At 72.9% G+C, this 23,114-nt stretch carries 21 protein-coding genes, 1 tRNA gene and 1 pseudogene; 17 read left to right on the forward strand and 6 right to left on the reverse strand.

Translation table 11 applies throughout. The features are described 5' to 3' along the window. Positions 1-83: 83 nt before the first annotated feature. The 8 genes from ACFYPN_RS06040 (at position 84) to ACFYPN_RS06075 (ending at position 4,764) form a co-directional block, all read left to right on the forward strand. Positions 84-281, forward strand: a complete 198-nt coding sequence (locus ACFYPN_RS06040; RefSeq protein WP_389296901.1) for a hypothetical protein — start codon at positions 84-86, stop codon at positions 279-281. Next, complete coding sequence (locus ACFYPN_RS06045; protein ID WP_389296903.1) at positions 281-949, forward strand: DUF2637 domain-containing protein; 669 nt, start codon at positions 281-283, stop codon at positions 947-949. The genes ACFYPN_RS06040 and ACFYPN_RS06045 overlap by 1 nt, the downstream gene beginning before the upstream one ends. 19 nt (positions 950-968) lie before the next feature. Then, entirely contained in the window at positions 969-1,160 is a 192-nt protein-coding gene (locus ACFYPN_RS06050; protein WP_389296905.1) for a mobile element transfer protein, read from the forward strand. 12 nt (positions 1,161-1,172) lie between these two features. Next, positions 1,173-1,328 (forward strand): hypothetical protein, encoded by a 156-nt coding sequence (locus ACFYPN_RS06055; RefSeq protein WP_266704398.1) that lies wholly within the window; start codon positions 1,173-1,175, stop codon positions 1,326-1,328. A gap of 20 nt (positions 1,329-1,348) precedes the next feature. Then, positions 1,349-1,669: a SpdD-like protein gene (locus tag ACFYPN_RS06060; RefSeq protein WP_389296907.1), complete on the forward strand. Its 321-nt coding sequence runs from the start codon at positions 1,349-1,351 to the stop codon at positions 1,667-1,669. Positions 1,670-1,781: 112 nt separating this feature from the next. After that, positions 1,782-3,188: a replication initiator protein RepSA gene (gene repSA / locus ACFYPN_RS06065; RefSeq protein WP_389296908.1), complete on the forward strand. Its 1,407-nt coding sequence runs from the start codon at positions 1,782-1,784 to the stop codon at positions 3,186-3,188. Next, positions 3,185-3,385, forward strand: coding sequence for a helix-turn-helix domain-containing protein (locus ACFYPN_RS06070; protein WP_358765289.1), 201 nt, complete (start codon positions 3,185-3,187; stop codon positions 3,383-3,385). Before repSA ends, ACFYPN_RS06070 begins: the two co-directional genes overlap by 4 nt. Continuing rightward, positions 3,385-4,764 (forward strand): tyrosine-type recombinase/integrase, encoded by a 1,380-nt coding sequence (locus ACFYPN_RS06075; protein WP_389296910.1) that lies wholly within the window; start codon positions 3,385-3,387, stop codon positions 4,762-4,764. Before ACFYPN_RS06070 ends, ACFYPN_RS06075 begins: the two co-directional genes overlap by 1 nt. 191 nt (positions 4,765-4,955) lie before the next feature. On the opposite strand, the gene ACFYPN_RS06080 is transcribed toward ACFYPN_RS06075, so the two are convergent. After that, positions 4,956-5,028 (reverse strand) — tRNA-Arg (locus tag ACFYPN_RS06080). Between the two features lie 317 nt (positions 5,029-5,345). On the opposite strand from ACFYPN_RS06080, the gene ACFYPN_RS06085 reads away from it, so the two are divergent. From ACFYPN_RS06085 to ACFYPN_RS06115, 7 genes and pseudogenes are all read left to right on the forward strand, one after another. Next, entirely contained in the window at positions 5,346-7,010 is a 1,665-nt protein-coding gene (locus ACFYPN_RS06085) for an ATP-binding protein (protein WP_389296980.1), read from the forward strand. Then, on the forward strand, positions 7,007-9,517 hold the full coding sequence (locus ACFYPN_RS06090; RefSeq protein ID WP_389296912.1) for a GTPase: 2,511 nt from the start codon (positions 7,007-7,009) through the stop codon (positions 9,515-9,517). Before ACFYPN_RS06085 ends, ACFYPN_RS06090 begins: the two co-directional genes overlap by 4 nt. Before the next feature lie 97 nt (positions 9,518-9,614). Beyond that, positions 9,615-9,905 (forward strand): annotated as a pseudogene (locus ACFYPN_RS06095) (single-stranded DNA-binding protein); the annotation flags it as partial. A gap of 686 nt (positions 9,906-10,591) precedes the next feature. Continuing rightward, a complete protein-coding gene (locus tag ACFYPN_RS06100; protein WP_358763382.1) occupies positions 10,592-12,064 on the forward strand; it encodes a Cys-Gln thioester bond-forming surface protein in 1,473 nt (490 codons plus the stop codon). Positions 12,065-12,383: 319 nt separating this feature from the next. Further along, positions 12,384-14,048 (forward strand): energy-dependent translational throttle protein EttA, encoded by a 1,665-nt coding sequence (gene ettA, locus ACFYPN_RS06105; protein WP_358763384.1) that lies wholly within the window; start codon positions 12,384-12,386, stop codon positions 14,046-14,048. A 5-nt stretch (positions 14,049-14,053) separates the two neighbouring features. Then, positions 14,054-14,476 carry a thioesterase family protein gene (locus ACFYPN_RS06110; RefSeq protein ID WP_358763386.1) on the forward strand — a complete coding sequence of 141 codons (423 nt, stop codon included), beginning with the start codon at positions 14,054-14,056 and terminating at the stop codon, positions 14,474-14,476. Further along, positions 14,473-15,180 (forward strand): hypothetical protein, encoded by a 708-nt coding sequence (locus tag ACFYPN_RS06115; protein WP_358763388.1) that lies wholly within the window; start codon positions 14,473-14,475, stop codon positions 15,178-15,180. Before ACFYPN_RS06110 ends, ACFYPN_RS06115 begins: the two co-directional genes overlap by 4 nt. 84 nt (positions 15,181-15,264) lie before the next feature. On the opposite strand, the gene ACFYPN_RS06120 is transcribed toward ACFYPN_RS06115, so the two are convergent. Further along, a complete protein-coding gene (locus tag ACFYPN_RS06120; RefSeq protein WP_358763390.1) occupies positions 15,265-15,669 on the reverse strand; it encodes a globin in 405 nt (134 codons plus the stop codon). Next, positions 15,666-16,916 (reverse strand): MFS transporter, encoded by a 1,251-nt coding sequence (locus tag ACFYPN_RS06125; protein WP_358763392.1) that lies wholly within the window; start codon positions 16,914-16,916, stop codon positions 15,666-15,668. Before ACFYPN_RS06125 ends, ACFYPN_RS06120 begins: the two co-directional genes overlap by 4 nt. 6 nt (positions 16,917-16,922) lie before the next feature. On the opposite strand from ACFYPN_RS06125, the gene ACFYPN_RS06130 reads away from it, so the two are divergent. After that, on the forward strand, positions 16,923-17,141 hold the full coding sequence (locus ACFYPN_RS06130; RefSeq protein ID WP_358763393.1) for a LysR substrate-binding domain-containing protein: 219 nt from the start codon (positions 16,923-16,925) through the stop codon (positions 17,139-17,141). A gap of 51 nt (positions 17,142-17,192) precedes the next feature. Beyond that, the gene (locus tag ACFYPN_RS06135) at positions 17,193-18,182 is read left to right on the forward strand and encodes a methyltransferase domain-containing protein (protein ID WP_358763395.1); all 990 of its coding nucleotides are present in this window, start codon (positions 17,193-17,195) and stop codon (positions 18,180-18,182) included. A gap of 48 nt (positions 18,183-18,230) precedes the next feature. On the opposite strand, the gene ACFYPN_RS06140 is transcribed toward ACFYPN_RS06135, so the two are convergent. From ACFYPN_RS06140 to ACFYPN_RS06150, 3 genes are all read right to left on the reverse strand, one after another. Further along, positions 18,231-19,742 carry an FHA domain-containing protein gene (locus ACFYPN_RS06140; RefSeq protein WP_358763397.1) on the reverse strand — a complete coding sequence of 504 codons (1,512 nt, stop codon included), beginning with the start codon at positions 19,740-19,742 and terminating at the stop codon, positions 18,231-18,233. Positions 19,743-19,879: 137 nt separating this feature from the next. Then, entirely contained in the window at positions 19,880-21,223 is a 1,344-nt protein-coding gene (locus tag ACFYPN_RS06145; RefSeq protein WP_358763399.1) for a VWA domain-containing protein, read from the reverse strand. Positions 21,224-21,525: 302 nt separating this feature from the next. Beyond that, positions 21,526-23,112: a PP2C family serine/threonine-protein phosphatase gene (locus ACFYPN_RS06150; RefSeq protein ID WP_358763401.1), complete on the reverse strand. Its 1,587-nt coding sequence runs from the start codon at positions 23,110-23,112 to the stop codon at positions 21,526-21,528. Positions 23,113-23,114 lie beyond the last annotated feature (2 nt).

Here is a 23,114-nt window from a genome sequence, read left to right on the forward strand (position 1 = left end):
CCTTCCTCCGCCCTTCCCGGTCGGCGCGACCGCCTTCGCGCCAGGTCCCTACCCCCGCCATGCCCCAGAGAGGGAGATCCACCATGTGCCCGGACTGCGAGGACTTCGTCCGCACCGTGCGCCTGCTCGGTCAAGCCGCCCTGTACGCCGAGACCCCCGGCGCCGACCTCGACTTCGCGGAGACCGTCAGCCAGTCCCTCGCCGCGTCGCTGCTCGTCGCGCCGATCGACTGGCTCCCGGAGGGCTACGACCCCAACAGCGGCCCGTGTGAGGGCTTCTGATGGGCGCCCGGCCCCGTCTCCGGATCGACGCGGTGTTCATCCAAGCCGTGATCGCAGGGGCCCTGTCCTTCGCCCACCTGCACGACCTGGCCGCCGCTGCCGGGCAGGACGGCTGGAAGGCGTGGGCCTACCCGGTCAGCGTCGACCTCCTCCTTGTCGCGGCCTGGCGGCGGCTCCGGGTCGAGGGGCCGTCCCGACTGGCCTGGTGCTGGTTCCTGGTGGCCCTGGTCGCCTCGCTCGGCGCCAACATCGCCACCGCCGGGTTCCTCGACCTGGCCGACCCGCCCGCACCGCTCCGCCTCGGCATCGCCGGATGGCCCGCGCTGGCCTTCCTCGGCGGCACACTCCTGGCCCACTCGGCTACGGACCGGGCGCCGGTGGTGCCGGCCGCCGCCACCGACGCGGTGACCGTCGAAACCACGGTCGACACCGACCCCGTACCCCCGGCTGACGCCGCCCCGCCGCCCGTACCGGACGACGAAGGGTCCGCCCCTCCCGTCCAGCCCTCCCCGGTCCCGCCCGTCCCCGCCGCACTGGTCGATCACGCCCGCAAAGTCGCCGACGAGCACCGCGACCGCACCGGCTCTCCGATCGACACCGACACCCTGCGCTCCCGCCTCGGCGTCCCGCCGCACCTCGCCGCAGCCATCGCCGCCCACCTCGCCTGACCAGCAAGGAGAGACCGCCATGCCCGCACGCGACAACTTCCACTCCCTGATGCGGATCGGCCCCGTGCAGATCGGCACCCACCCCGACCGCAACGGCCGGACCGTGCACGCCGCCGTCTGCACCGCCGACCGCTGCGGCTGGTCCGCCGACTACTCCAGCCGGACCGCCGCCCAGCTCGCCGCCCGCTCCCACCGCTGCACCGTCCGCTAGGAGGCACCACCCATGGACGTCCCCCTCTGGTTCGCGCTCGTGGTCGTCGGCTACCTCGGCGTGAAGCTCGTCCGCCCGCCCTGGTGGCTGGTCTGCGTGTTCCTCCTCGGCGGCTACCTCCTCGCCGACAGCCTCTTCGCCTCCGTCATCGACCCCGCCGTCAAGTAACCCGCGAAAGGAGACCGCTCATGTTCCAGCCCAAGGTTCCGACCATGCCGCAGCCCACCGGGTTGATCACGCCGCCCGCCGTCATCCAGCCGACCACCGTCACTCCGAGCGCCCCGGCCCTGCCCACGGTGCCCACCGTCGTCCCGCAGCCGGCCCGCCCGGTCGTTCAGATCACCCCGGGCGGCGTGCTCGCCCTCGTCGGCGCCGGTACGGCCGTGGTCCTGGTCCTCGGGGCCGTACTCGTTTCTCTGCTGCTCGCGGTCGCCATCACCGGCGCTTCGGTCGCGGTCTGCGCCGTCGTGCTGCGCTCCCTGCTCGCCTCCGACACCAAGCGGCGCTGACCAGCGCGCTTCCCACCACGTCTGACCGGCCCCGGGCGGCTCTGATACCGCCAAGCATCCGCCGCCCGGGAGCCGTACCCGTCCGATCTCGCAACCGGAAGGAACCTTCAGCATGCCCCACCGGGCCCCATTCACGGCGAAGAATGCGCACGCACCTGTCCGACCGCTCGACCCGATCGTCCTCGGTGACGTGCTCCGGGTCGCCTCGGACCCCGGCTACAACCGCTGGGAGGAACAGATCCGCCGCACCGGCGGCTGCGCCGACCCGATCCACCTGAGCGGCTGGGTCCTCCACAAGGACAAGACCACCGGCGAGAGCCTGCACCACTACTCCACGGCGGGCGAACCGGGCGGACGCCTCCGCATCGCCTGCGGAAACCGCCGCGCGTCCCGCTGCCCCTCCTGCGCGTGGACCTACGCGGGCGACACCTACCACCTGATCCGCGCCGGACTGGCCGGGGACGACCGCCGAGACATCCCGGCGAGCGTCCGCGACCACCCGCGCGTCTTCGCCACCCTCACGGCTCCCTCGTTCGGCCCGGTCCACAACCGGCCCGATCACGGCGCCTGCCGCTGCGGCACCTCCCACAACGTCAACTCGACGGAGTTGGGAGCCGCCCTCGACCCCGCCACCTACGACTACGCGGGCGCCGTGCTCTTCAACAACCTCGCCGGACAGCTCTGGCAGCGCTTCACCACCCGGCTCCGCCGCGAACTCGCCGCCCGCGCCGGCCTGCCGCGAAGTGAACTCGCGGCCCATGTCCGCCTCTCGTACGGCAAGGTCGCCGAGTTCCAGAAGCGCGGCGCTCTGCACTTCCACGCGGTCGTACGCCTCGACGGTCCGGCCGGTCCGGGGACGCCTCCGCCCGCGTGGGCCACGGTCGCGCTCCTGACCGACGCGATACGTGCCGCAGCCGCGCACACGTACACCTCGGTCTCGATCCCCGCTTCCGGCGACCAGCCTGCCCGTACCTTCCGATGGGGCCGACAGCTCGACGTGCGTCCGGTGAAAGCCTTCGACGGCGGCTCCGACCTCAGCGAACAGGCCGTCGCCTCCTACGTGGCGAAGTACGCCACCAAGGCCGCCGAGAACACCGGCACTCTGGACCGCCGCATCGGCGAACTCTCCGAACTGGACCGCTACGGAGTCCCCGACCACACCCGGCGCCTCATCACCGCCTGCCGCGACCTGGACCCGCTCTACCCGGACCGGCGCATCTGGGCGTGGGCGCACATGCTCGGCTTCCGCGGGCACTTCTCGTCCAAGTCGCGCACGTACTCGACCACCCTCGGCGCCCTCCGCCAAGCTCGCGCCGACTACCGCGCCGCTCAGGAAGCACCCGTCCTCGACCTCGACGATCGGGAGCCGGACACCGTCCTCGTCCTGACCGACTGGCAGTACGCCGGCCATGGCCACACCCCGGGCGAAACCGCCCTCGCCGCCACCATCGCCCGGGACCTCCAGCTCAACCGGGAGACCGCCCGTGACGCCCTCCGGAGCGAAGGGAGTCGGTCATGACCACCGCCGTTCGCTCCCGCACTGCGCTGCTCACCCTGGCCGAGGTCTGTGACGAACTGGCCGTTTCGCGCTCGACCTTCTACGACTGGCGGGCCAAGCGCCGGGCGCCCCGCTGCATCAAGCTGCCGAACGGCGACCTGAGGATTCGACGGCTCGACCTCGACCACTGGCTTGACGACCGTGAGGACGCCGCCTGATGGAGACGACGTACGACGTCAAGGTCATCAAGATCATTTCCTATAAGGGTGCCCGGAAGACCACCTACACCGTGCGCTGGGAGGTGGCAGGGAAGCGCTGGCGCGAGACGTTCGACACCGTCGCCCTGGCCGAGGGCTTCCGCTCCGGACTCATCACGGCGACGGGCAAGGGCGAGGCGTTCGTCATCGCGACCGGCCTGCCCGTCTCGCACCGTTCGAAGTCCGCCGCCGTGAGCTGGTACGCCTTCGCCACCGAGTACGTGGACGCGCGGTGGTCCCAACTCGGTGGCAACAGCCGGAAGAACCTCGCGAAGACGCTGACCGCGACCACCATCGCGCTTCTGCGCACCCGCCCTGCCCAGTTCGAGCCGGTGGCGGTGCGTACCGCGCTGCGTGAGTGGGCGTTCAACACGAACCGGCGGGACACGGCCCCTGACGACGTGGCCACCATCCTTCGTTGGGTGGAGCGGAACTCGCTGCCCGTCTCGACCTGGGAAGACCCTGGCAAGGTGGATGAGGTTCTACGAGCCGTCGACACGCGCCTTGACGGCAAGCAGGCTGCCGCGTGGTCCCGCAAGCGGCACCGTCGCATCCTCAACGTGGTCATGAAGTACGCGATTCGGAAGCGTGTTCTTCGGGACAATCCGCTCCCCAAGGGGAAGGACGCGACGGTTGTCGCCAAGACCACGAACGCCGTCGACAAACGGTCCCTGATGAACTCGGATCAGGCGGGCGCTCTGCTCGACTGGATACGGCGGCGGCCTCGCGGTGGCAAGCGGCTGCACGCCTTCTTCGCGACCTTGTACTACTGCGGTCTGCGACCTGAGGAAGCCGTGGCCATGCGGGCCAAGGATGTGTCGCTGCCCGCGCTCGGTGCCGCGGACCAGTGGTGTGAGCTGCTGATCCACACGGCGACCCCGGAGGTGGGCAAGCAGTGGACCGACACCGGGAAGATCCACGAAGAGCGCGACCTCAAGGGCCGTGCCGAGGGGGAGACGCGCACGGTACCGGGACACCCCGCCCTGACGCGGGTTCTGCGGCAACACATCGAGGACGAAAAGCTACAGCCGAGTGATCTGCTCTTCCAGGGAGAAACAGGGGGCGTCCTCGCGGGCTCCGTGATCCGGCGGGCCTGGCGCACTGCGCGCGAGGCGGTGTTGCCCCCTCATGTCATCGAGTCGCCTACCGGCAGGCGCGTGTACGACAACCGCCACACGCGTCTGACGAAGTGGCTGAATGACGGGGTTCCGCCGGCCCAGGTCGCCGACTGGGCGGGCAACAGTGTTCCGGTGCTCCTGGCCACTTATGCGCGGTGCGTCGAAGGACAGCTACCGGATCTCAAGAAGCGCCTCGAAGCGGCGGGGGACCTTCCGGAGTGACCGTCTGCCGGTTGATTGTCCGCTGAGAACTTCGACTCGTATTCGACTCGGGCACCCGCAAAAACCCGGTGACAGCCGTACGGCCCCGGACTTTCCCTTGATCATCGGGGGAGTGTCCGGGGCCTCGCCGTAACCAGCAAAAGGTACCCTGACCTGCGAAAAGCCCTCCCGCTGGGGAGGGCTCTAGGCGGTGCCCCCGGCAGGACTCGAACCTGCGGCCAAGCGCTTAGAAGGCGCCTGCTCTATCCACTGAGCTACGGGGGCCGGGTGTGGGTGGTGGCGGACGGGGCTCCGTTGTGGGGGAGTCCCTGGCCGTGCCGGGACAAGGATAGGGCTCTTGGCGCGGTGTCCCGGTTGCTTCGCCTGCGTGGCACCTTGTGGAGGTTCGGTGAAGCGAACCGATAATCGCAGCTGGGTGCGGATCGCGCACCGGTTTTCGGGCCGGAACAGGCGGGTGTTGTGCACTCGTTATGCCCGCGCTGTGCAGGTCCCCCCTGCCTCTCGGGGTGGAACCGCCGCGCACGGGTAGCCATACGCTTCAAAAAGGCGCCAAAAGCGGGCATTCTTCGCATGTGGTGACCTTGGATGTACGGCCTCAGCTCATCGACGCACTCTCCGCCCTGCGCGACCGTGTCGCTGCCGTGCGTCTCCCACTACCGCTCCCGGGGACGGAACGGGCCCGGCAGACCAGGGCCGAACTCCTCGCGCAGCTCGACGACTACCTGCTGCCCCGGCTCAGAGCCCCCGAGGCGCCCCTGCTCGCGGTGATCGGCGGGTCCACCGGGGCGGGGAAGTCCACGTTGGTCAACTCGCTCGTCGGGTGCCGGGTCAGCGAGGCCGGGGTGCTGCGGCCGACGACCCGGACGCCGGTGCTGGTCTGCCACCCGGACGACCACCACTGGTTCGCGGACGTACGGGTGCTGCCCGAGCTGATCCGGGTCTGGCTGCCGCCGGGGCGGGGGGCCGAGGCGGACGGGATCGACGAGGTGGGTGTCGGGCGGACCCGCGGGGCCGCCCAGGAGCTGCGGATCGAGACGGTGCTGAGCCTGCCGCGCGGGCTCGCACTGCTCGACGCCCCCGACATCGACTCGCTCGTCGAACGCAACCGGGTCCTCGCCGCCGAACTCATCTGCGCGGCCGACGTCTGGGTGATGGTGACCACGGCGTCCCGGTACGCCGACGCGGTGCCCTGGCACATCCTGCGTACGGCGAAGGAGTACGACGCTTCACTGGTCAGCGTGCTCGACCGGGTGCCGCACCAGGTGGTGGGGGAGGTCTCCCGCCAGTACGCGGCGCTGATGACCCGGGCAGGGCTCGGGGACGTACCGCGCTTCACCATCCCCGAGCTGCCCGAGTCGGCGGGCGGCGCCAGTGGGCTGCTCCCCACCACGGCTGTCGCCCCGTTGCGCGCCTGGCTCACCCACCGGGTCCAGGACCCTGCTGCCCGCCAGCAGGCCGTGGGGCGTACGGCGTCCGGGGTCGTCGATTCGCTGAACGTACGGATTCCCGCGCTGGCCGGGGCCGTCGCCCAGCAGTACGCGGCGGCCGTCCGGCTCACCGGCGCGGTCGAGGACGCGTACGAGAGGGAGGCTGAGCGGATTCGCCGCCGGCTCGGGAACGGGGCTGTACTGGCGGGTGACGCCCGGACGCGGTGGCGCGGGTACCCGCTCGACAGTTCGGCCTGCGAGGTGCTGGAAGCGCTGGTGGAGAGCCTGGTCGCGCTCATCCAGTGCGCCGTCGCCGCCGCCGACGAAAAGATCCGTACGGCCTGGCGGCGTGATCCGGCCGCTGCGGCCTTCCGCTTCGAGAGCACCGGCAGCACCGGCAGCACCAACAGGGAGGGCGTCGGCTGGGGTCCGGCGGCTGACGTCGAGGGCCGCATCGCGGTGGCGGTACGCCGGTGGCGTCGGGTCGTCGAAGAGCTGGCCGAGGAGGAGGTGGGCCGGCTCGACCGCAGCGTCGCGCCGGACCCGGAGACCGTCGCCGCGCTGCTCGCCGCGGCTCTGCTCGGCGGGCGCCGCGCCCGCAGCGCCGGGGAGCAGCTCGCCGAACGCATCGGCGCCCAGGGAGCCCTGCGGTTGCGGGACAAGGGCGGCGCTCTCCTCACCAGCTATCTGGAACAGGTGCTGCGGGTCGAGCGGGAACGGCGGCTCGCCCCGCTCGACGCGCTCGACATCGCGCCCGAACCGCAAGCAGAGCTGATCGCCGCACTGTCCGTGTTGCAGAAGGAGAGGAGGCAGCGATGACTGCCGTCGTGGATCAGGGCCGGGGACAGGACGATCGGGGCTGGGAACAGGACGGTCGGTGCCGGGATCGGGACGATCGGGTCCGGGAGCACGGTGATCGAGGCCGGGAGCAGGGTGACCCGGGTCGCCCGCAGGACGATCCGGAGCAGGAGCGGCAGGGCGACCGGGAGCGGGTCGGGGAGGACACGAGCGGCGGGAGGACCGACGTGAGGGCACCGGAGGAGTCCGGCGACGGCCCGGGGGGTCATGCCGCCCGGGGCTGGCCCCGTGCCACGGTCGGCGGCGCCCAGAAGGGCCCGGGGGCGGTGCGTACGGCCCGGAACGCGGGCGCTCCCGGGCCGGCGACGGCGGTGGGCGCGGACGCCCCCAGGGTGGTGGGCGCGGAGGCCCCCAGGGAGGTGGACCGGGACGTGCCCGGGGCGGTGGACGCGCCCGGAGAGCGAGGGGGCGTACCCGGAGCTGCCGGTGAGCTGGACCCGCGGGTCACCGCCGTCACCCCGGCGGGCGTGCCCTCGCACTGGGACGACGGGCTGATCGCCCGCAAGGCCGCGGCCTTCCGGGCCAAGGATTTCCGGGCCAAGGGGTATGTGCGAGAACGGGCGGTGGCGAAGGACGAACCGGGGCCCGAGGTGGAGGCGTACGTACCGTCCGGCGGCGCCCTCAAGCCGCGGCTCGAGGCGCTGCGCGAGCTGGTCGGGCTCTCCCGCGCGCGGCTCGACCAGGGGACGCTCGCCGAGGCGGGCCGGGTACTCGAAGAGGCCGCCGCCCGGCAGCGGCTCTCGGCCCGGCACACCGTGGTCGCCCTCGCCGGAGCGACGGGCAGCGGGAAGTCCTCCCTGTTCAACGCCCTCGCGGGAAGCCAGATCTCCGACACCGGGGTACGACGGCCGACCACCTCCTCCCCGATCGCGTGCAGCTGGACGGACGGGGCGGCCGGCCTCCTCGACCGGCTGGCGATCCCGGGCCGGCTCCGCCGCAGGCCGCAGCCGGGGACGGCGGCGGCCGACGCGGCGCTCCAGGGCCTCGTTCTGGTGGACCTCCCCGACCACGACTCGGCGGCCCCCGGACACAGGGAGCAGGTGGACCGGGTCCTCGCACTCGTGGACGCGGTGGTCTGGGTCGTGGACCCGGAGAAGTACGGCGACGCGGCCCTGCACGAGCGCTATCTGCGCCCCCTCGCGGGACACGCGGAAGTCAGCTTCGTCGTGCTCAACCAGATCGACCGGCTCCCCGGCGAGGCCGCCGACCTGGTCCTCGACGACCTGCGCCGACTGCTCGACGAGGACGGCATGGCGGTGGGCGAGCACGGTGACCCCGGCGCCACCGTGCTCGCCCTCTCCGCCCTCACCGGGGAAGGAGTGGGCGAACTGCGCGAGATGTTGGGGAAGTTCGTTCAGGCGCGTACGGCCGCCCAGCGAAGGCTCTCCGCCGACGTGGACGCCGCCGCCGCGCGGCTGCGCCCGGTGTACGTCGCGGAGGGACGGCCCGGTCTGGGCGAGGGGGCGCGGGAGGAGTTCACCGACCGGCTCGCCGACGCGGTCGGTGCCTCGGCGGCCGGACAGGCGGCCGAGCGGGAGTGGCGCCGGAACGCGGGCCGGGCCTGCGGTACCCCGTGGCTGCGGCTCTGGCGCTGGTACGAGTCCACGCGCAGGCTCGGCGGCCTGGAACGGATGGGCCAGGTCCTGACCCCGCCGCGCGAGGAGGAGCAGGCGACCGCGCGGCAACGGGTCGAGCAGGCGGTACGGATCGTGGCGGACGATGCCGCCGCAGGGCTCCCGGACCCGTGGGCCCAGGCCGTGCGCGAGGCCGCGTACAACGGGGCGAAGGGACTGTCCGAGGCCCTGGACGGACTGGCGGAGATGAACGGTTCGGCCGCACCCGCCCGGGGTCGGCGGGCCGGCGGCGGTACGGGGAGCGGTACGGGAAGCGAGGCAGCAGCCTCCGGAGCCGACGAGGTGTGGGCCGACGCGCGCGGGGCCGGTGCTGCGGACGAGGCGGTGGGCCCGGCGGCGCCTGCGCGCGGGGCCGGGCGCAGGCGCCCGCCGGGCCGGTTCGGGCGGAGGCGGCCCCGAGGGGCGCGTACGGAGTCCGGCGTCGGCAGCGTCGGAGGCTCGCCGCTGCCCCTCGCCCGACCTGCCAAGCCGGCGCGCCCCAGGTGGTGGCCGGCGGCGGTGGTGGTCCAGGCGTCCATGACGTTGCTGCAGATCTTCGGCGGGCTGTGGCTGGTCGGCCAGATCGCCGGAGTGCTGGCACCGGGACTGATCGTCCCCGCTCTCGTGATGCTCGCCGGAGTCCTCGGGGGCCCGCTCGTGGAGTGGGCGTGCGCCGCGGCCGCGCGGGGGCCGGCGCGGCGGTACGGGCAGGAGGTCGAGCGGCGACTGCGGGACGCGGCGGCCGGATGCGGTCGTGCGAGGGTGCTCGATCCGGTGGCGGCCGAGCTCGCCCGCTACCGCGAAGTGCGTGAGCGGTACGGGGCGGTGACGGAGTTGTCCACAACCGGCCGGTAATCCACAGGCCCCGACAGGATCGCCGCGCCTCGTCCAGCATGGAGTCCTCGCTCCGGCCCGTACCCGGGACCGGCGGCGGGAGACGGCCTCGGGCGGGATGGCCCGGTTCCGCCTCGCCGTCACGCCGCGCCGCTGGGACCGGGAGAAACAGCTCTGGGCCGACGGGCGGACGAGCTTCTACACCGTGTGGGCGTGGCGGAGCCTCGCGTCGAACGTGGCGGCCTCGGTCTCCGTGGGCGAACCCCTGCTGGTGCACGGTCGGCTGAAGGTCCGGGAGGAGGAACGCGAAGGTGCGCGAAAGACGTTCGTGGATGTCGAGGCGGTAGCGGTGGGGCACGACCTGAGCCGGGGGACCGCAGCCTTCCGGCGCGCGGTCCGACGCGAGCCGCCGTACGGCGCCGAGGCAGGTACGGGGCCCGCAGGGCCGGGTACGGGGCCCGCGGGGCCGGGCACGGGAGTGGGCCCAGCACTGTTTGTGGGCAACGGTGTTGGCCCCGCCCCCGGCCGCGGAGGCCCCGGAGGCCCCGGAGGCCCAGGAGGAGGGCCGGGGGCCGGGGCAGGGGCGGGGCCGGGGGCGGGGCTCGGGATGGTGCCGGGAGGAGGGGACGCGGGCGGTCCGGTTTTCGCGAGCGAATCCGCCGGTGACGGCCCGTCCTGGGAGAGGGACCCCGAGGAGGAGGCGGCTGCCGGCCCGAGGGCGACCGGACCGCCGCGGGCGGCCGAAGGGCAGCAGCCTCCGATGACCGGTCAGAAGAGCGCGGCAGGGCTCGTGTCGACTTCTCGATGAAACCGAAACGCTTTGGGTGAACGCGTGGTGACGGGGTGCTGATGGTTTCCCTCGCGCCCCATGGGGCAGGAGAGGAAGTCATAACGATTGCGATTCGGAATGCTTGTACGACAGTAAGACGGGGGAGCAGTTCCGGCCTCCGTCCATAGGATTCCCCCCGTACTCATGGGCACTTGAGTCTGTCGGCGGGGCACTCCCCACACGCGCACCGAGCGCGAGGGCCCCGCCCGGAGGGGAATTCTGTGACTTCTGCGTTTTCTGAAATTTCAGCGCTTCAAGACTCCGGCATGGCGACCGGTCCGGCCCTCCGTGCCGGTTCGGGCGTGCGTCGGCCGCTGTGGGGACGGGGCAACGGGCTCGTCCGTCTCGCCTCCACCGCGCTGGTCACCGGTCTCGTCGCGGCGGGTGCACTCGCCGGCGCGGGCACGGCGGCAGCCGACGACGCGGCACCTCAGCAGCCGGGCGGCGCGCTCGCCGTCCTGGACGGGCTGAAGACGTACGACGGCGCCAAGATCAAGACGGACAAGGGGGTCAAGTCGGTGTCCGCCGGTCTCTTCGAGATGACCGTCGACGGTGGCGGCACGCTCAAGACGTACTGCATCGACATCCACAACCCCACCCAGGGGAACGCGGAGTACAAGGAGACCCCCTGGGCGCAGTCCTCGCTCGGTAAGAACGCGAACGCCGGCCGCATCCGCTGGATCCTCGAGCACTCCTACCCGCAGGTCGACGACCTCGCCTCGCTCGCCAAGGCGGCCAAGACCGGCCCGCTCACCGAGGGCACCGCTGCCGCCGGCACCCAGGTCGCCATCTGGCGCTTCTCGGACAACGCCGACGTCACCGCGGTGAACGACGACGCCGAGAAGCTCGCCGACTACCTCCAGGGCGCGGCCCAGGACTCGACCGAGCCCCAGGCGTCGCTCACCCTGAGCCCCGCCGCGGTCTCCGGCCAGGCCGGCGGCCTGCTCGGCCCGGTCACCGTCCACACCGACGCGGCCGAGGCCACGGTGGCCCCGCCCGCCGACGCCGTAGCCAGCGGCGTCAAGATCACCGACAAGGACGGCAACCCCGTCTCGACGGCGACCGACGGCACCGAGCTCTACTTCGACGTGCCGAAGGGCGCTGCGGACGGTTCCACCTCGCTCACCGTCCAGGCCACCACCTCGGTGCCGGTCGGCCGTGTCTTCACCGGCGTGACGACCACGAGCCAGACGCAGATCCTGGCCGGTTCCAGTGAGTCCGTCGTCTCCGCGCAGGCCGCCGCCACCTGGGCCGCCAAGGGTCCGGTCCCCGCCGTGACCGCGCAGAAGAACTGCGCCAAGGGCGGAGTGGACGTCACCGCGAGCAACAACGGTGACCAGCCGTTCACCTTCACCATCTCCGGCACCGAGTACACCGTCGAGGCCGGCGGCACGAAGACCGTGACGGTCCCCGTCGCCGAGGACGCGGCGTACGACTTCACCGTCACCGGTGCGGGCGGCTTCGAGCAGAACTTCAAGGGCGTCCTCGACTGCGTCACCGCGGCCACCCCGGCCCCGGGCGGCAACGAGGGCACCGACACCCAGACCGGCGCCTCGCCGAGCCCGGCCGCGACCGTCGCCGCCGGCGACGTGACCGGCGGTGGTGAGGGCGACCTCGCCGCCACCGGTGGCTCCAGCGCGACCCCGATCATCGCGGGTGTCGCCGTGGCGCTCGTCGTGCTCGGTGGCGGAGCGGTGTTCTTCCTCCGCCGCAAGAAGTCGGCCGCCGCAGCCCAGTAGTGGCCGCCGGGTGCGCGCGGTGACCGTGCGCACCACCCGGTAGCCGTACCGCTGCGACAGCCGTACAGCAGCAGCACCCCGTACGACCGAAGGCCCCGCACACCCGGATTCACGGGAGTGCGGGGCCTTCGCGGATGCCGGGGTCCGCCGCGTACCCCGCGTACTTTCTCGCCGTGCGCCCGCCCCACCCGCCGTCCCGCCCGCCCTCGCGACCTCGCAGGTCAACGTCCCCGGGCGGGACGGGTTTCCCCCGCAGGGTGGACGTCAGGCAAGATGGGGTGTATCTGCCCACACCTCTATTGCTGCCGGACGGTTTCTCTTGGCTGAGTTCATCTACACCATGCGCAAGACGCGCAAGGCGCACGGCGACAAGGTGATTCTGGATGACGTCACCCTGAACTTCCTGCCCGGCGCGAAGATCGGCGTCGTCGGCCCCAACGGTGCCGGTAAGTCCACGGTGCTCAAGATCATGGCCGGCCTGGAACAGCCGTCCAACGGTGAGGCGTACCTCTCGCCCGGCTTCAGCGTCGGCATCCTCATGCAGGAGCCGAAGCTCGACGAGGAGAAGACCGTCCTGCAGAACGTGCAGGACGGCGCCGCCGAGATCATGGGCAAGCTCACGCGCTTCAACGAGGTCGCCGAGCTCATGGCGACCGACTACTCCGACGCGCTGCTGGACGAGATGGGCAAGCTCCAGGAGGACCTGGACCACGCAAACGCGTGGGACCTGGACGCCCAGCTGGAACAGGCCATGGACGCCCTGGGCTGCCCGCCCGGCGACTGGCCCGTGACCAACCTCTCCGGTGGCGAGAAGCGCCGCGTGGCGCTCTGCAAGCTCCTCATCGAGGCGCCCGACCTCCTCCTGCTCGACGAGCCCACCAACCACCTCGACGCCGAGTCGGTGAACTGGCTGGAGCAGCACCTCTCGAAGTACGCGGGCTGCGTCATCGCCGTGACCCACGACCGGTACTTCCTCAACAACGTCGCCGAGTGGATCCTCGAGCTGGACCGCGGCCGCGCCATCGCCTACGAGGGCAACTACTCCACGTACCTCGAGAAGAAGGCCACCCGCCTCAAGGTCGAGGGCCGCAAGGACGAGAAGCGCCAGAAGCGCCTCAAGGAAGAGCTGGAGTGGGTCCGGTCCAACGCCAAGGGCCGCCAGACCAAGTCCAAGGCCCGCCTCGCGCGTTACGAGGAGATGGCTGCCGAGGCCGACAAGATGCGGAAGCTGGACTTCGAGGAGATCCAGATCCCGCCGGGCCCGCGCCTCGGTTCCATCGTGGTCGAGGTCGAGCACCTCTCGAAGGCCTTCGGCGACAAGGTCCTGATCGACGACCTGTCGTTCACGCTGCCGCGCAACGGCATCGTCGGCATCATCGGCCCGAACGGCGCGGGCAAGACCACGCTCTTCAAGATGATCCAGGGCCTGGAGACGCCGGACTCCGGTTCGGTCAAGGTCGGCGAGACGGTCAAGATCTCGTACGTCGACCAGTCCCGCGCCAACATCGACCCGAAGAAGACCCTCTGGGCCGTCGTCTCGGACGAGCTGGACTACATCAACGTGGGCCAGGTCGAGATGCCTTCGCGGGCGTACGTCTCCGCGTTCGGCTTCAAGGGCCCGGACCAGCAGAAGCCGGCCGGTGTCCTCTCCGGTGGTGAGCGCAACCGCCTGAACCTCGCGCTGACGCTCAAGGAGGGCGGCAACCTGCTGCTCCTCGACGAGCCCACCAACGACCTGGACGTCGAGACCCTCTCCTCGCTGGAGAACGCGCTGCTGGAGTTCCCCGGCGCCGCGGTGGTCATCTCCCACGACCGCTGGTTCCTGGACCGCGTCGCCACGCACATCCTGGCGTACGAGGGTGACTCCAAGTGGTACTGGTTCGAGGGCAACTTCGAGTCGTACGAGAAGAACAAGGTCGAGCGCCTCGGTGCGGACGCGGCCCGCCCGCACCGCGCCACGTACAAGAAGCTCACCCGGGGCTGATCACCGTGGCCCGTCACCTCTACCCCTGCCCGCTCCGCTGGTCGGACATGGACGCCTTCGGCCACGTCAACAACGTGGTCTTCCTCCGCTACCTGGAGGAGGCGCGCATCGACTTCATGTTCCGGCTCGCGCCGGGGGACGGTTCGCCGTCCTTCGCGGGCGGTTCCGTCGTCGCCCGCCACGAGATCGACTACCTCCGGCCGCTGGTCCACCGCCACGCGCCGGTCACCGTCGAGTCCTGGGTCACGAAGATCGGCGCGGCGTCACTGACGATCGCGTACGAGATCAAGGACGCGGACCTGGTGTACGTACGGGCCGCCACGGTCGTCGTGCCCTACAACCTGGTGGAAGGGCGGCCCCGGCGGATCTCCGCCGAGGAGAAGCTCTTCCTCCAGGAGTACATGGAGCAGGAGCCCGCCACGGCATGAGGATGCCCGTGCACTCCGTGCTCTTCGCCGATGCCGGGGAGGCGGCCGACCTCGCCGCCTTCCTCGGCCGGCTGCTCCACTACGACCGCGCCGCCGCCGTCCGCCTCCAGGCGGCCGGCGGGGCGCTGGCCGTGTTCGGACGTCCGCCGTCCTTCGACGTGCTGGCGATCCGCACCGCACGCTTGGCCGGAGCCGGAGCCGCCGGTTCCGAGGCCTTCGACGTCACGGTGTCGGCGGGGGAGTTCCTGGAGACCCTCGACCCCGAGGGCGGCGCCGGTGGTACCGGCGCCCTGCCCACCCCCGTCACCGGACCGCCGTGGACCGGGATGCTGCCGCCGCGCGGCCCCTGGCGCGAACTCCCCGGACTGCCGGGTCCGCAGGAGCTGCGCTCCGCGCTGACCACGGCGGTCGGCGAGTTCCGCACCCGCGACGGGGCCCTCCCCGAGGACCGTCGCACCCGCGCCGAACGCGAGCGGATCGGCCGCGAGATCTGGTCCCGGCAGGTCGGCGGGACACCGCTCCCGCTGCGCGCCGTGCACGCGGCCCAGTCGCTCGGCTTCCTCCGCCCCCAGCCGGACCTGCCGGTCGGCCTGCTGGCCGCGGGGTCCTGGCTGCGCCTGCGCAGCCCGTACGGCTCCGTCGCCCTGCGCACCGAGGGCAGCGGCGGGCTCGGAGCGCTCCAGCTGTCCGTCGGCCGCCGCTGAGCCACCGCATGGGCCGCCTGCGCCGAACCACCGCGCGGCCAACGACGCCGGAGGGGCGACGTCGCCCGCGTCAGGCGCCGGTCTTCACTCGGCCGTGTTCACCATCGAGGCCGCCGCGTAGGTGAGGTAGGACCACAACTTCTGCTCGTGCTCGGGCGGGAGCCCCTGCTCGTCCAGGGCGACCCGCATGTGTCCGAGCCAGGCGTCGTGCGCCGCCCGGTCCACCCGGAAGGGCTGGTGACGCATCCGCAGCCGCGGGTGCCCCCGGTGGTCGCTGTACGTCCGGGGGCCGCCCCAGTACTGCATCAGGAAGAGCGTGAACCGCTCCTCGGCCGGACCCAGGTCCTTCTCCGGGTACATCGGCCGCAGCAGCGGGTCCTCGGCCACTCCCTCGTAGAAGCGGTGCACCAGGCGCCGGAAGGTGGCCTCGCCGCCGACCTGCTCGTAGAAGGTCTGCTCCTGAAGCGTGTCGTGCGGGTTCTCTGTCACCTGTCCATGGTCGCAGACGTACCGGACGAGGTCCGGGGTCCTAGGACTCCTCGGCCACTCCCGGCGGCGGCGAAGACGAGTCCGGCGAACGCACAGACTCCTGCCGACAGCAGCAGGGCCCATCCGGTGTGGAGGGTGGCGAGGGCACCCATGACGGCGACGCCGAGAGTCGCCCCGACCTGGCGTACCGCGTTGAGCAGGCCACCGGCCGAGGCCGCCGTCCCCTCCGGGGCGGCCTGGACGACGGCCGTGACGAGGGCGGGCAGGACGAAGGAGATCCCGAACCCGGTGAGCAGGAGCCCCGGAACGAGCCAGCGGGAGGTGCCCTGGGCGAAGACCGGCCGGGCGAGCGCCACGCCACCGGCGGTCAGCAGCGCCAGGCCCGTCAGGATGGGGAGCCGGGGGCCCCTGCGCGCCACGATCCGGCCGGTCAACGGTGGATTGGCGGCGAACGGAACGGTCAGCGGAAGGAACACGAGCCCCGTCTCCAGCGGACTCAGATGGTGCTGCCGCTGGAGCAGCAGGGGGAGCACGAAGAGCGAGCCGGCCAGCACGAAACCGACGGCCGCGGCGGCCAGGAGTCCGGCACGGACTCCGGCGGACCGCAGCAGAGCCCGGTTCAGCACCGGAGACCCGCTCGCGCGTTCGCGTGCGAGGAAAGCCGGCGTCGCGAGGGCACATCCCGCCGCCGACCACACCGCATGGGCCGGGGATCCGGCCCCGGCGGCGATCAGCGCGTCCGTGAGCAGGGCCAGCGCCACCGCGGCGGCCGAGTGGGCCGCCCAGTCGATGCGGCGGGCACCGCGTGGAGAGACCACCGCCCGGGTCCACGTGAGGGCCAGCACCACCAGCCCGACCGGCACGTTGACCAGGAACACCGCACGCCATCCGGCCGCCCCGACCAGGGCGCCCCCGACGATCGGACCGGCCGCGACGGCCGCGCCGCTGACCGCGGCCCACACCGAGATCGCGCGCGCCCGGGCGGCGGGCTCCGGGAAGAGGCGGCCGATCATCGCCATGGAGGCGGGTACGCACGCCGCCGCGGCGGCCCCCGCCAGCGCCCGGAGCACCAGCAGCGCGGTCAGGTCCGGGGCGACCGTGCTGAGCGCGGACGCGAGGACGAACACCGCCACCCCGCCCCGGAAGAGCCGCTCGGCACCGTACCGGTCGGCCGCCGCGCCCGCCGACAGCAGCAGCGCCGCGAACGCCACGGTGTAGGCGGTGACCGCCCACTGCAGTTGGGCCATCGACGTATGCGTGCCTGGGCCGAGCACGGCCTCGGGATCTCGCTGCTGCCGGACTTCGCGGTCGCCGACAGCCTCCGGACCGGCACCCTGATCCGGCTCGATCTCCCCGTAGCCGACCTCGGCCTGCGCCTGGTCCGGCGCGAGGACCGCGAAGCCCTGCCCGGCCTGCGGGACATCCTCTACGCCGCCGCCCGCCCCCACCCGCGGGTGCCCGGCCGCCCGTGACGGGCGCACGCGCCGGTCGCCCTCCGGGCATCGCGGCAGGAGAGTGGAGGCATGGGTGCCCGAGAGCGCGGGACGCGCGATCCGTTCGAAGCCGAGGGGGACGCGGCCCGGCAGGCCATGGTGCGGCTCATCGTGGCCGACGGCGGGCTGCGCGACCCCGCCTGGCGCGCGGCCTTCGAGGAGGTGCCCCGCCACCTGTTCGTGCCGTACTACTACGAGGGCGGGCTCCTCGGCCGCGTACGCCTCTGGTGCGAGGACGCCGATCCCGTACGCCGCGCGCAGTGGCTGCGCGGGGCGTACGCGGACGGGCCGCTCGCCACCCGGATGAAGGACGGCGAACTCGTCTCCTCCAGCAGCCAGCCCTCCCTGATGGCGCTCATGCTCGAAGAACTGGACGTGCGCGCCGGCCAGAGGGTGCTGGAGATCGGCGCGGGGACCGGCTACAACGCGGCGCTCCTCGCCCACCGGCTCGGCGACCGGGCGGTCACCACCGTCGATCTGGACCCCGAGATCACCGAGTCGGCCCGCCGCCACCTCGCCTCCGCCGGGTACCGCCCCACGGTCGTCACCGGCGACGGGGCGCGGGGCTGCCCCGGGCGGAGCCCGTACGACCGGATCATCGTGACCTGCACGCTGCCGCTGATCCCTGAGGAGTGGCTCGCGCAGTGTGCCCCGGACGCGCGCATCCTCGCCCCCTTCGCCACCGGGCTGATCTCGCTGCGGGTGCGGGAGACCGCGGACGGGCGGCGGGCGGAGGGCCGCTTCCTGCACACCCCGGCGTTCTTCGTACCCCTGCGCGGGACGCCTCCGCTCCCCGGCGGCCCGGCTCCGCGCGGGACGGGGAGCGACCTCTACTCGTTCCTGCTCACGCTGGCGGGCGGCTCGCTCGACGCGGAGGAGGCGCTGAACCTCTGGGAGGGGGAGGGGCGCCCCGGCCGGGAACGCTTCGGCCTCACCGTCGACCGGGGCCGCCAATGGGCCTGGCTGGACGACCCGGAGGGCCCGTACGTATGGCCCCTCACCGGTCACGAGGAGCGGTGAGGGGCCATCCGGAGGCGGGCGTGCGGGCCCGCTCGAACTGCGGGCGGATCAGCCGCGGCGGACCGTGATCGTCGTCCACGCGCCCACGTGCACCTGGTCGCCGTCCTGGAGCGGAACCGGTACGTAGGGCTGGATCGGGTCCTCGGCGCCGTTGAGCGTGGTGCCGTTCGTGGAGTTCTGGTCCACCACCGCCCAACCCCCGTCCGGCTGCTTCACCAGGATCGCGTGCTGGTGCGAGACGCCCGGGTCCTCCGGCGGCACCGCGAGGTCGATGTCGGGCGACTCGCCGGTGCTGTGCCGGCGACGCCCGATGGTGATCTGGCTCCCCGCGAGTTCGAGGTGCTGCTCGGGGGAGTACGCGGGCAGGTTCAGCCCGGTCGCCTCCGGGCCGCTGCGCTGCATCATCGCCAGGAAGTAGTCACGGTCGGGCGCGATCACGGCGGTCCAGGTGACGGTCCGCTGAGGCTCCTGCCCGCCCGGACCCGCCTGGCCGCCAGGACCGCCCTGCGCGCCGGGACCCGCCTGGGCGCCCGGGAAGCCGCCCTGACCGGGGAAGGGCGGCGGGAAGGCCACCTGCTGGGAGCTCTGCTGCTGGAAGGGGTGCTGCTGCTGATGCTGCGCGGGGGCGTGCGGCGCCTGAGCCTGAGCCTGCTGCGAGGGCGGCGGCAGCATCCAGTCGTCCGCCTCCGGCGACGACGACGGACCGGGCGCGGGCGGCGCGCTCTGCTGGAACGACGGCGGCTGATTCTGCTGGAACGCGGTCGGCGGACCCTGCTGACCACCCTGCTGCGGGCCCGGCCGGCCGTGCTGCCCCTGAGCCTGACCCTGACCCTGACCCTGCGGGAAGAGCGGCTGACCGGGAGGGCCCTGCTGCTGACCCTGCTGGCCCTGGAAGGGCGGCTGCCCGGGAGCGCCCGGGAACTGCGGCTGCCCGCCCTGCGGGAACGGCGCCTGCTGCTGTCCCTGGTGCCCCTGCGGGAAGGCCGGGGGCTGTTGACCCTGTGGGCCCTGCTCTCCAGGCTGGCCCTGCTGGAAGGCGCTCGGGGGTGCCTGGCGGCCGTCGCGGTCCGGTACGAGCGGCTCCGCCGGACGGTTCAGCTGCGAGGGACGCGATCCCTGGTACTCGAACGGGTCACGCGGCTGCGGGGGCTGCGGGGCCGAGGAATGTGGGGCCGAGGAGTGCGGGGCCGGGGGCGCCTGCCGGGGGCCGGGCTGCGACTGGAAGCCGGGCGGCAGGTTGAGACCGGGCACGGGGCCGCCACCGGCGCCGGGCTGCGGAGCCAGCGGGGTGTACGAGGTCGCGGTGTTGGTGAGGAAGTTCCACCGGCACTCCTCGCAGAACGGCCCACCGGGCTCACGCGGGGTGCGGCACTGCGGGCAGAGTTCGACTCCGGCGGTCGGCTGTCCACCGGGGCCGGGACCCTGCGGATACCCGTATCCGGGCGCGGGCGGCGGAGGCGGAGGGACCGCACCGGGCGTACCGGCTCCGGTCATGCGGTGTCCGCAGACCTCGCACCAGTCCTCGGAACCCGACTGGTGTCCGTTCGGGCAGGTCGGCATGTCGGCGCTTCCCCCTCTCCTTGTCCGGCCCCGGGGGCCGTCATGCTGGTCGATCGCCGTACGGCGGGCGGGGCGGAGGTCCGCCCTCGGCCGTGCGGACGACTCTGTCGCTCGGCTTCGCCTATGTCGTTCTCTTGCTACTTCTTGACGCGAACGGTCTTGGTGGAGCGCGTTTCGAGTGTCATCTCGTCCGCTTCCGCGACCTTCGCTTTCAGTCGCACAGTACCCGTCGCGGCGTCGACCACGTCGACCACCTTCGAAAGGAGCTTGGCGGTGTCCTCGTTGCCGGAGACTGTCGCGAGCTGCACCGCGCGGCCCAGTTTCGCGGTCGCTCCGTCCAGGTCGCCGGACTTGCGGGCGTCGAGTCCCTGCTGGATCACCCGGGCCAGTTCGGCCTGGCCCGTGTAGTGCGCGACCTGCGGATTCATCGCCGTGGACGCCACCAGGTCGTCCGTCCACACCGCCCGCACCAGCCCCTGCGAAAGGGTCTGCGCAGTGCCCCCGCTAGAGGGCGCGGGGAGGATCAGGGAGACGCGCGCCGCCAGCATCTCCTGGCCGATTCGGGCCTCCGGAACCCTGACGCACACGTGATAATCGCGGGATTCGTCACCCCAGGAACCGGTCGGATAATCCCCTGCGCGCGGTCCCGCCTCCGTCCGGCGCCCGGTCAGATCGACGACCGCCGGTGCCACCTGCTTGACGAAGAGGATCTCGGTGTCCACCGGCGTCCAGAGCCGCAGTGCCACGTCCGCGACCTCCTTGCCCATGGCGTTCTCCATCATCCGCGTGAAGTCCGCGGCCAGCCCGGCCGGGTCGGCGACGATGTCGGCGGTGCCCAGCAGGGCGGAGGCGACGGCCGTGACCTCCTTCACCTCCCAGTCGGTGCCGACGCCCCGGGCGTCACAGGTGAAGCGGCCCGCGCAGGCGTCCAGGGCCGCCCGCAGGTCCTCGGGCGCCTCGTGCTCGTTGCGCCCGTCGGTCAGCAGGATGCCGTGCCGCAGACCCGCTCCGGTGGTGCCGAACAGCCGGTCGGCGAGGCGGAGCCAGGTGCCGATCGCCGTGCCGCCGCCCGCGCTGAGCCCGCGCAGCGCGTCCTTCGCCTGCGCCTTGGTCAGATGGTCCGCCGTGGCGAGCCGGCCGTTGCCCGGGTAGAGGTCCCTGGCCACGTGCGTACCGGCCACCACCGCGAACCGGGTGCCCTCCCGCAGGGTGTCGATGGCCGCCGCTGTGGCGTCCCGGGCGTTGCGCATCTTCGTGGGCGGGTACTCCATCGACCCTGAGCAGTCGACCATGAGCACGACTGCCGCGTCCGACCCGGGCGCCGCCGCGCCTCCGGCGAGCGGCACACCCCCGGACGTGCCGCCGCCCGTGGACGTGACCGTGACGATCGCGTTGACCTCCCGGCCCCCCTCGGGGAGGTAGGTGTTCTGGTACACATCCACGGAGAACTGCGGCTGTTGCGACTTGGAGAAGTTGGCCATGGAGCGGCTCCTCGATGCCCCACCGGTGGGACGGATACGGGTATGCGGTCGGCGTACTGACTGACGAACCGGATGATGTGCCGGTTGACGTGCCGGTTGACGTACCGGCCCGGCGGGCGACCTTGCCGGGAGCGAGGGCATCCGGTGCGGGAAGTGGTCGGGAAGGCCGGAGAGCAGTTGCTCAACGGGCGGAAGCGGTCACGCGCGGTCGGGAGGCGGTCGGGAAACGGTCGCGCGCGGTCGTACGCGGGCGGGAGGCGAGTGGGAGGCGGTCGGGGCGCCGCTGTGCGGGCGGCTGGGCGTCAGCCGGAGTGTGCCCCGGTGGGTTGTACGGCGAACGGCAGCAGCGCCACTGTTACGTTGTCGTGGCCCCCGCCGTCGAGCGCGTGACCCACCAGCACCTGGGCACCGTGCAACGGGCGTTCGTGGGCGTCCCGGGGCAGCGCGGCGGCCATCTCCTCGGCGGACTCCGCGTAGTTCCACAGGCCGTCGGTGCAAACGACCACCGTGCCCGGCCGGTCCGGCTTGAACGCGGCGGTGTGCGGGTCGAGTTCGTAGGCGTCGGCGCCGAGCCAACCGGTGATCGCGTGGGCGCGCTCGTCCGCGTACGCCTGCTCCTCGTTCATCAGACCCGCCGCCACCATCTGCGCGGCCCAGGAGTCGTCCTCGGTGAGCCTGGCGGCCTGCTGCGTACGGTCGGACGGCACCCAGTAGACGCGGCTGTCGCCGACCCACCCGATGACCAGCAGACCGCCGGCGGTGACGGCGCCGACCAGCGTGCAGGCCGGCGCGTTCTGGTTGCGGTGGGGATCGTGCTCCGCAGTCCCCTCCTGCTCCTCCGCCAGGGCGTTGACGGCCCGGGAGGCCGCGACGATCGCGTCGTGCATCGCCTGCTGCGGATGTGTGCCGCGCGGCAGCGACTCCAGGAGGGACGCGCCCGCCGCGGTCGCGGCGGCGGCCGAGGCCTCGTCGGGCCGGTGCGCGGAGGAAACCCCGTCGCAGACGATCGCGACGACGGCCGGCGAACCGTCCGGCAGCGCGGTGGCCGACACGGCGAAGGCGTCCTCGTTGCGGTGGTGGCGCAGCCCTCGGTCACTGACCGCCGCCACCGGTCCGAGCTCCTGCTCCACGTGGTCGCGCTCGCGCGGCTGGGCGTGGCCGCAGGTTCCGCAGTACCCGTCGGCGTCGACCCGGCCGGCCCGGCAGGCGACACAGAGTCCGGCACCGGCAGGGCCGTTCGCGCCGCTCGTACTGCTTGTACTGCTCGTACTGCGTGTACCGTCCGTGCCGCTCGGGGCCGCCGTGCCGCCCGTACCGCGCGGGTCGGCGGCGGGAACGCCCTCCGGAACGGTGCCCCCGGGAACGGCGCCCGGCGCGGCGAGCTCGAAGTCCCCGGAGCCCGAGCCCGAGCCGCCGGAGCCCGCGCCGGGGTGCGGCTGTTCCGGCGCCACCCGGTCGTCGTGCCGCACGGCGGCCGGTGCGACCGGGGCGGGAGCGGCCTGCGGTGCGGCGGCCCGGGCGGCCGGGGCGGCGGCGGCCCGGGCGGGCAGCGGGTGCCCCGCCGAGTCGATGCCCGGGAGGTCGGCCGGGCGGTGGACGGGCGCGGGCTGGTCCGCGGTGTCGGTCTCGGACGCCGCCGGCCACTGGACCGCCGCCGCGGGCTCGGCCGGGGCCGCCTGAGCCGCCGGAACCGCCGGGGCCGCAGCCCGGACGGGGGGAGCCTGCGGTGGGGGCGGGACGGAGATGGCGATCGTCGGCCGGTCGCCCGGCCGTTCGGGCACGGCCGACAGGTCGTAGCCGCAGGCGCCGCAGAACAGGTCGCCCGGCTCCAGCGGTTCCGCACAGCTGGGGCACGTCGGCAGGGGGGCCGTCTGCTGGATCTGTGACATCT

It is taken from the genome of Streptomyces sp. NPDC005576 (genome assembly GCF_042871745.1).
Taxonomy (GTDB): domain Bacteria; phylum Actinomycetota; class Actinomycetes; order Streptomycetales; family Streptomycetaceae; genus Streptomyces.

Excerpts from the sequence above, each read along its gene's own strand:
- ACFYPN_RS06100 (WP_358763382.1), top strand. The coding sequence starts at position 10,592 with ATGGCGACCGGTCCGGCCCTCCGTGCCGGTTCGGGCGTGCGTCGGCCG.
- ACFYPN_RS06090 (WP_389296912.1), top strand. The coding sequence starts at position 7,007 with ATGACTGCCGTCGTGGATCAGGGCCGGGGACAGGACGATCGGGGCTGG.
- ACFYPN_RS06130 (WP_358763393.1), top strand. The coding sequence starts at position 16,923 with ATGCGTGCCTGGGCCGAGCACGGCCTCGGGATCTCGCTGCTGCCGGAC.
- ACFYPN_RS06050 (WP_389296905.1), top strand. The coding sequence starts at position 969 with ATGCCCGCACGCGACAACTTCCACTCCCTGATGCGGATCGGCCCCGTG.
- ACFYPN_RS06125 (WP_358763392.1), bottom strand. The coding sequence starts at position 16,916 with ATGGCCCAACTGCAGTGGGCGGTCACCGCCTACACCGTGGCGTTCGCG.
- ACFYPN_RS06115 (WP_358763388.1), top strand. The coding sequence starts at position 14,473 with ATGAGGATGCCCGTGCACTCCGTGCTCTTCGCCGATGCCGGGGAGGCG.
- ACFYPN_RS06135 (WP_358763395.1), top strand. The coding sequence starts at position 17,193 with ATGGGTGCCCGAGAGCGCGGGACGCGCGATCCGTTCGAAGCCGAGGGG.
- repSA (WP_389296908.1), top strand. The coding sequence starts at position 1,782 with ATGCCCCACCGGGCCCCATTCACGGCGAAGAATGCGCACGCACCTGTC.
- ACFYPN_RS06150 (WP_358763401.1), bottom strand. The coding sequence starts at position 23,112 with ATGTCACAGATCCAGCAGACGGCCCCCCTGCCGACGTGCCCCAGCTGT.
- ACFYPN_RS06060 (WP_389296907.1), top strand. The coding sequence starts at position 1,349 with ATGTTCCAGCCCAAGGTTCCGACCATGCCGCAGCCCACCGGGTTGATC.
- ACFYPN_RS06040 (WP_389296901.1), top strand. The coding sequence starts at position 84 with ATGTGCCCGGACTGCGAGGACTTCGTCCGCACCGTGCGCCTGCTCGGT.
- ACFYPN_RS06045 (WP_389296903.1), top strand. The coding sequence starts at position 281 with ATGGGCGCCCGGCCCCGTCTCCGGATCGACGCGGTGTTCATCCAAGCC.
- ACFYPN_RS06055 (WP_266704398.1), top strand. The coding sequence starts at position 1,173 with ATGGACGTCCCCCTCTGGTTCGCGCTCGTGGTCGTCGGCTACCTCGGC.
- ACFYPN_RS06075 (WP_389296910.1), top strand. The coding sequence starts at position 3,385 with ATGGAGACGACGTACGACGTCAAGGTCATCAAGATCATTTCCTATAAG.
- ACFYPN_RS06145 (WP_358763399.1), bottom strand. The coding sequence starts at position 21,223 with ATGGCCAACTTCTCCAAGTCGCAACAGCCGCAGTTCTCCGTGGATGTG.
- ACFYPN_RS06070 (WP_358765289.1), top strand. The coding sequence starts at position 3,185 with ATGACCACCGCCGTTCGCTCCCGCACTGCGCTGCTCACCCTGGCCGAG.
- ACFYPN_RS06140 (WP_358763397.1), bottom strand. The coding sequence starts at position 19,742 with ATGCCGACCTGCCCGAACGGACACCAGTCGGGTTCCGAGGACTGGTGC.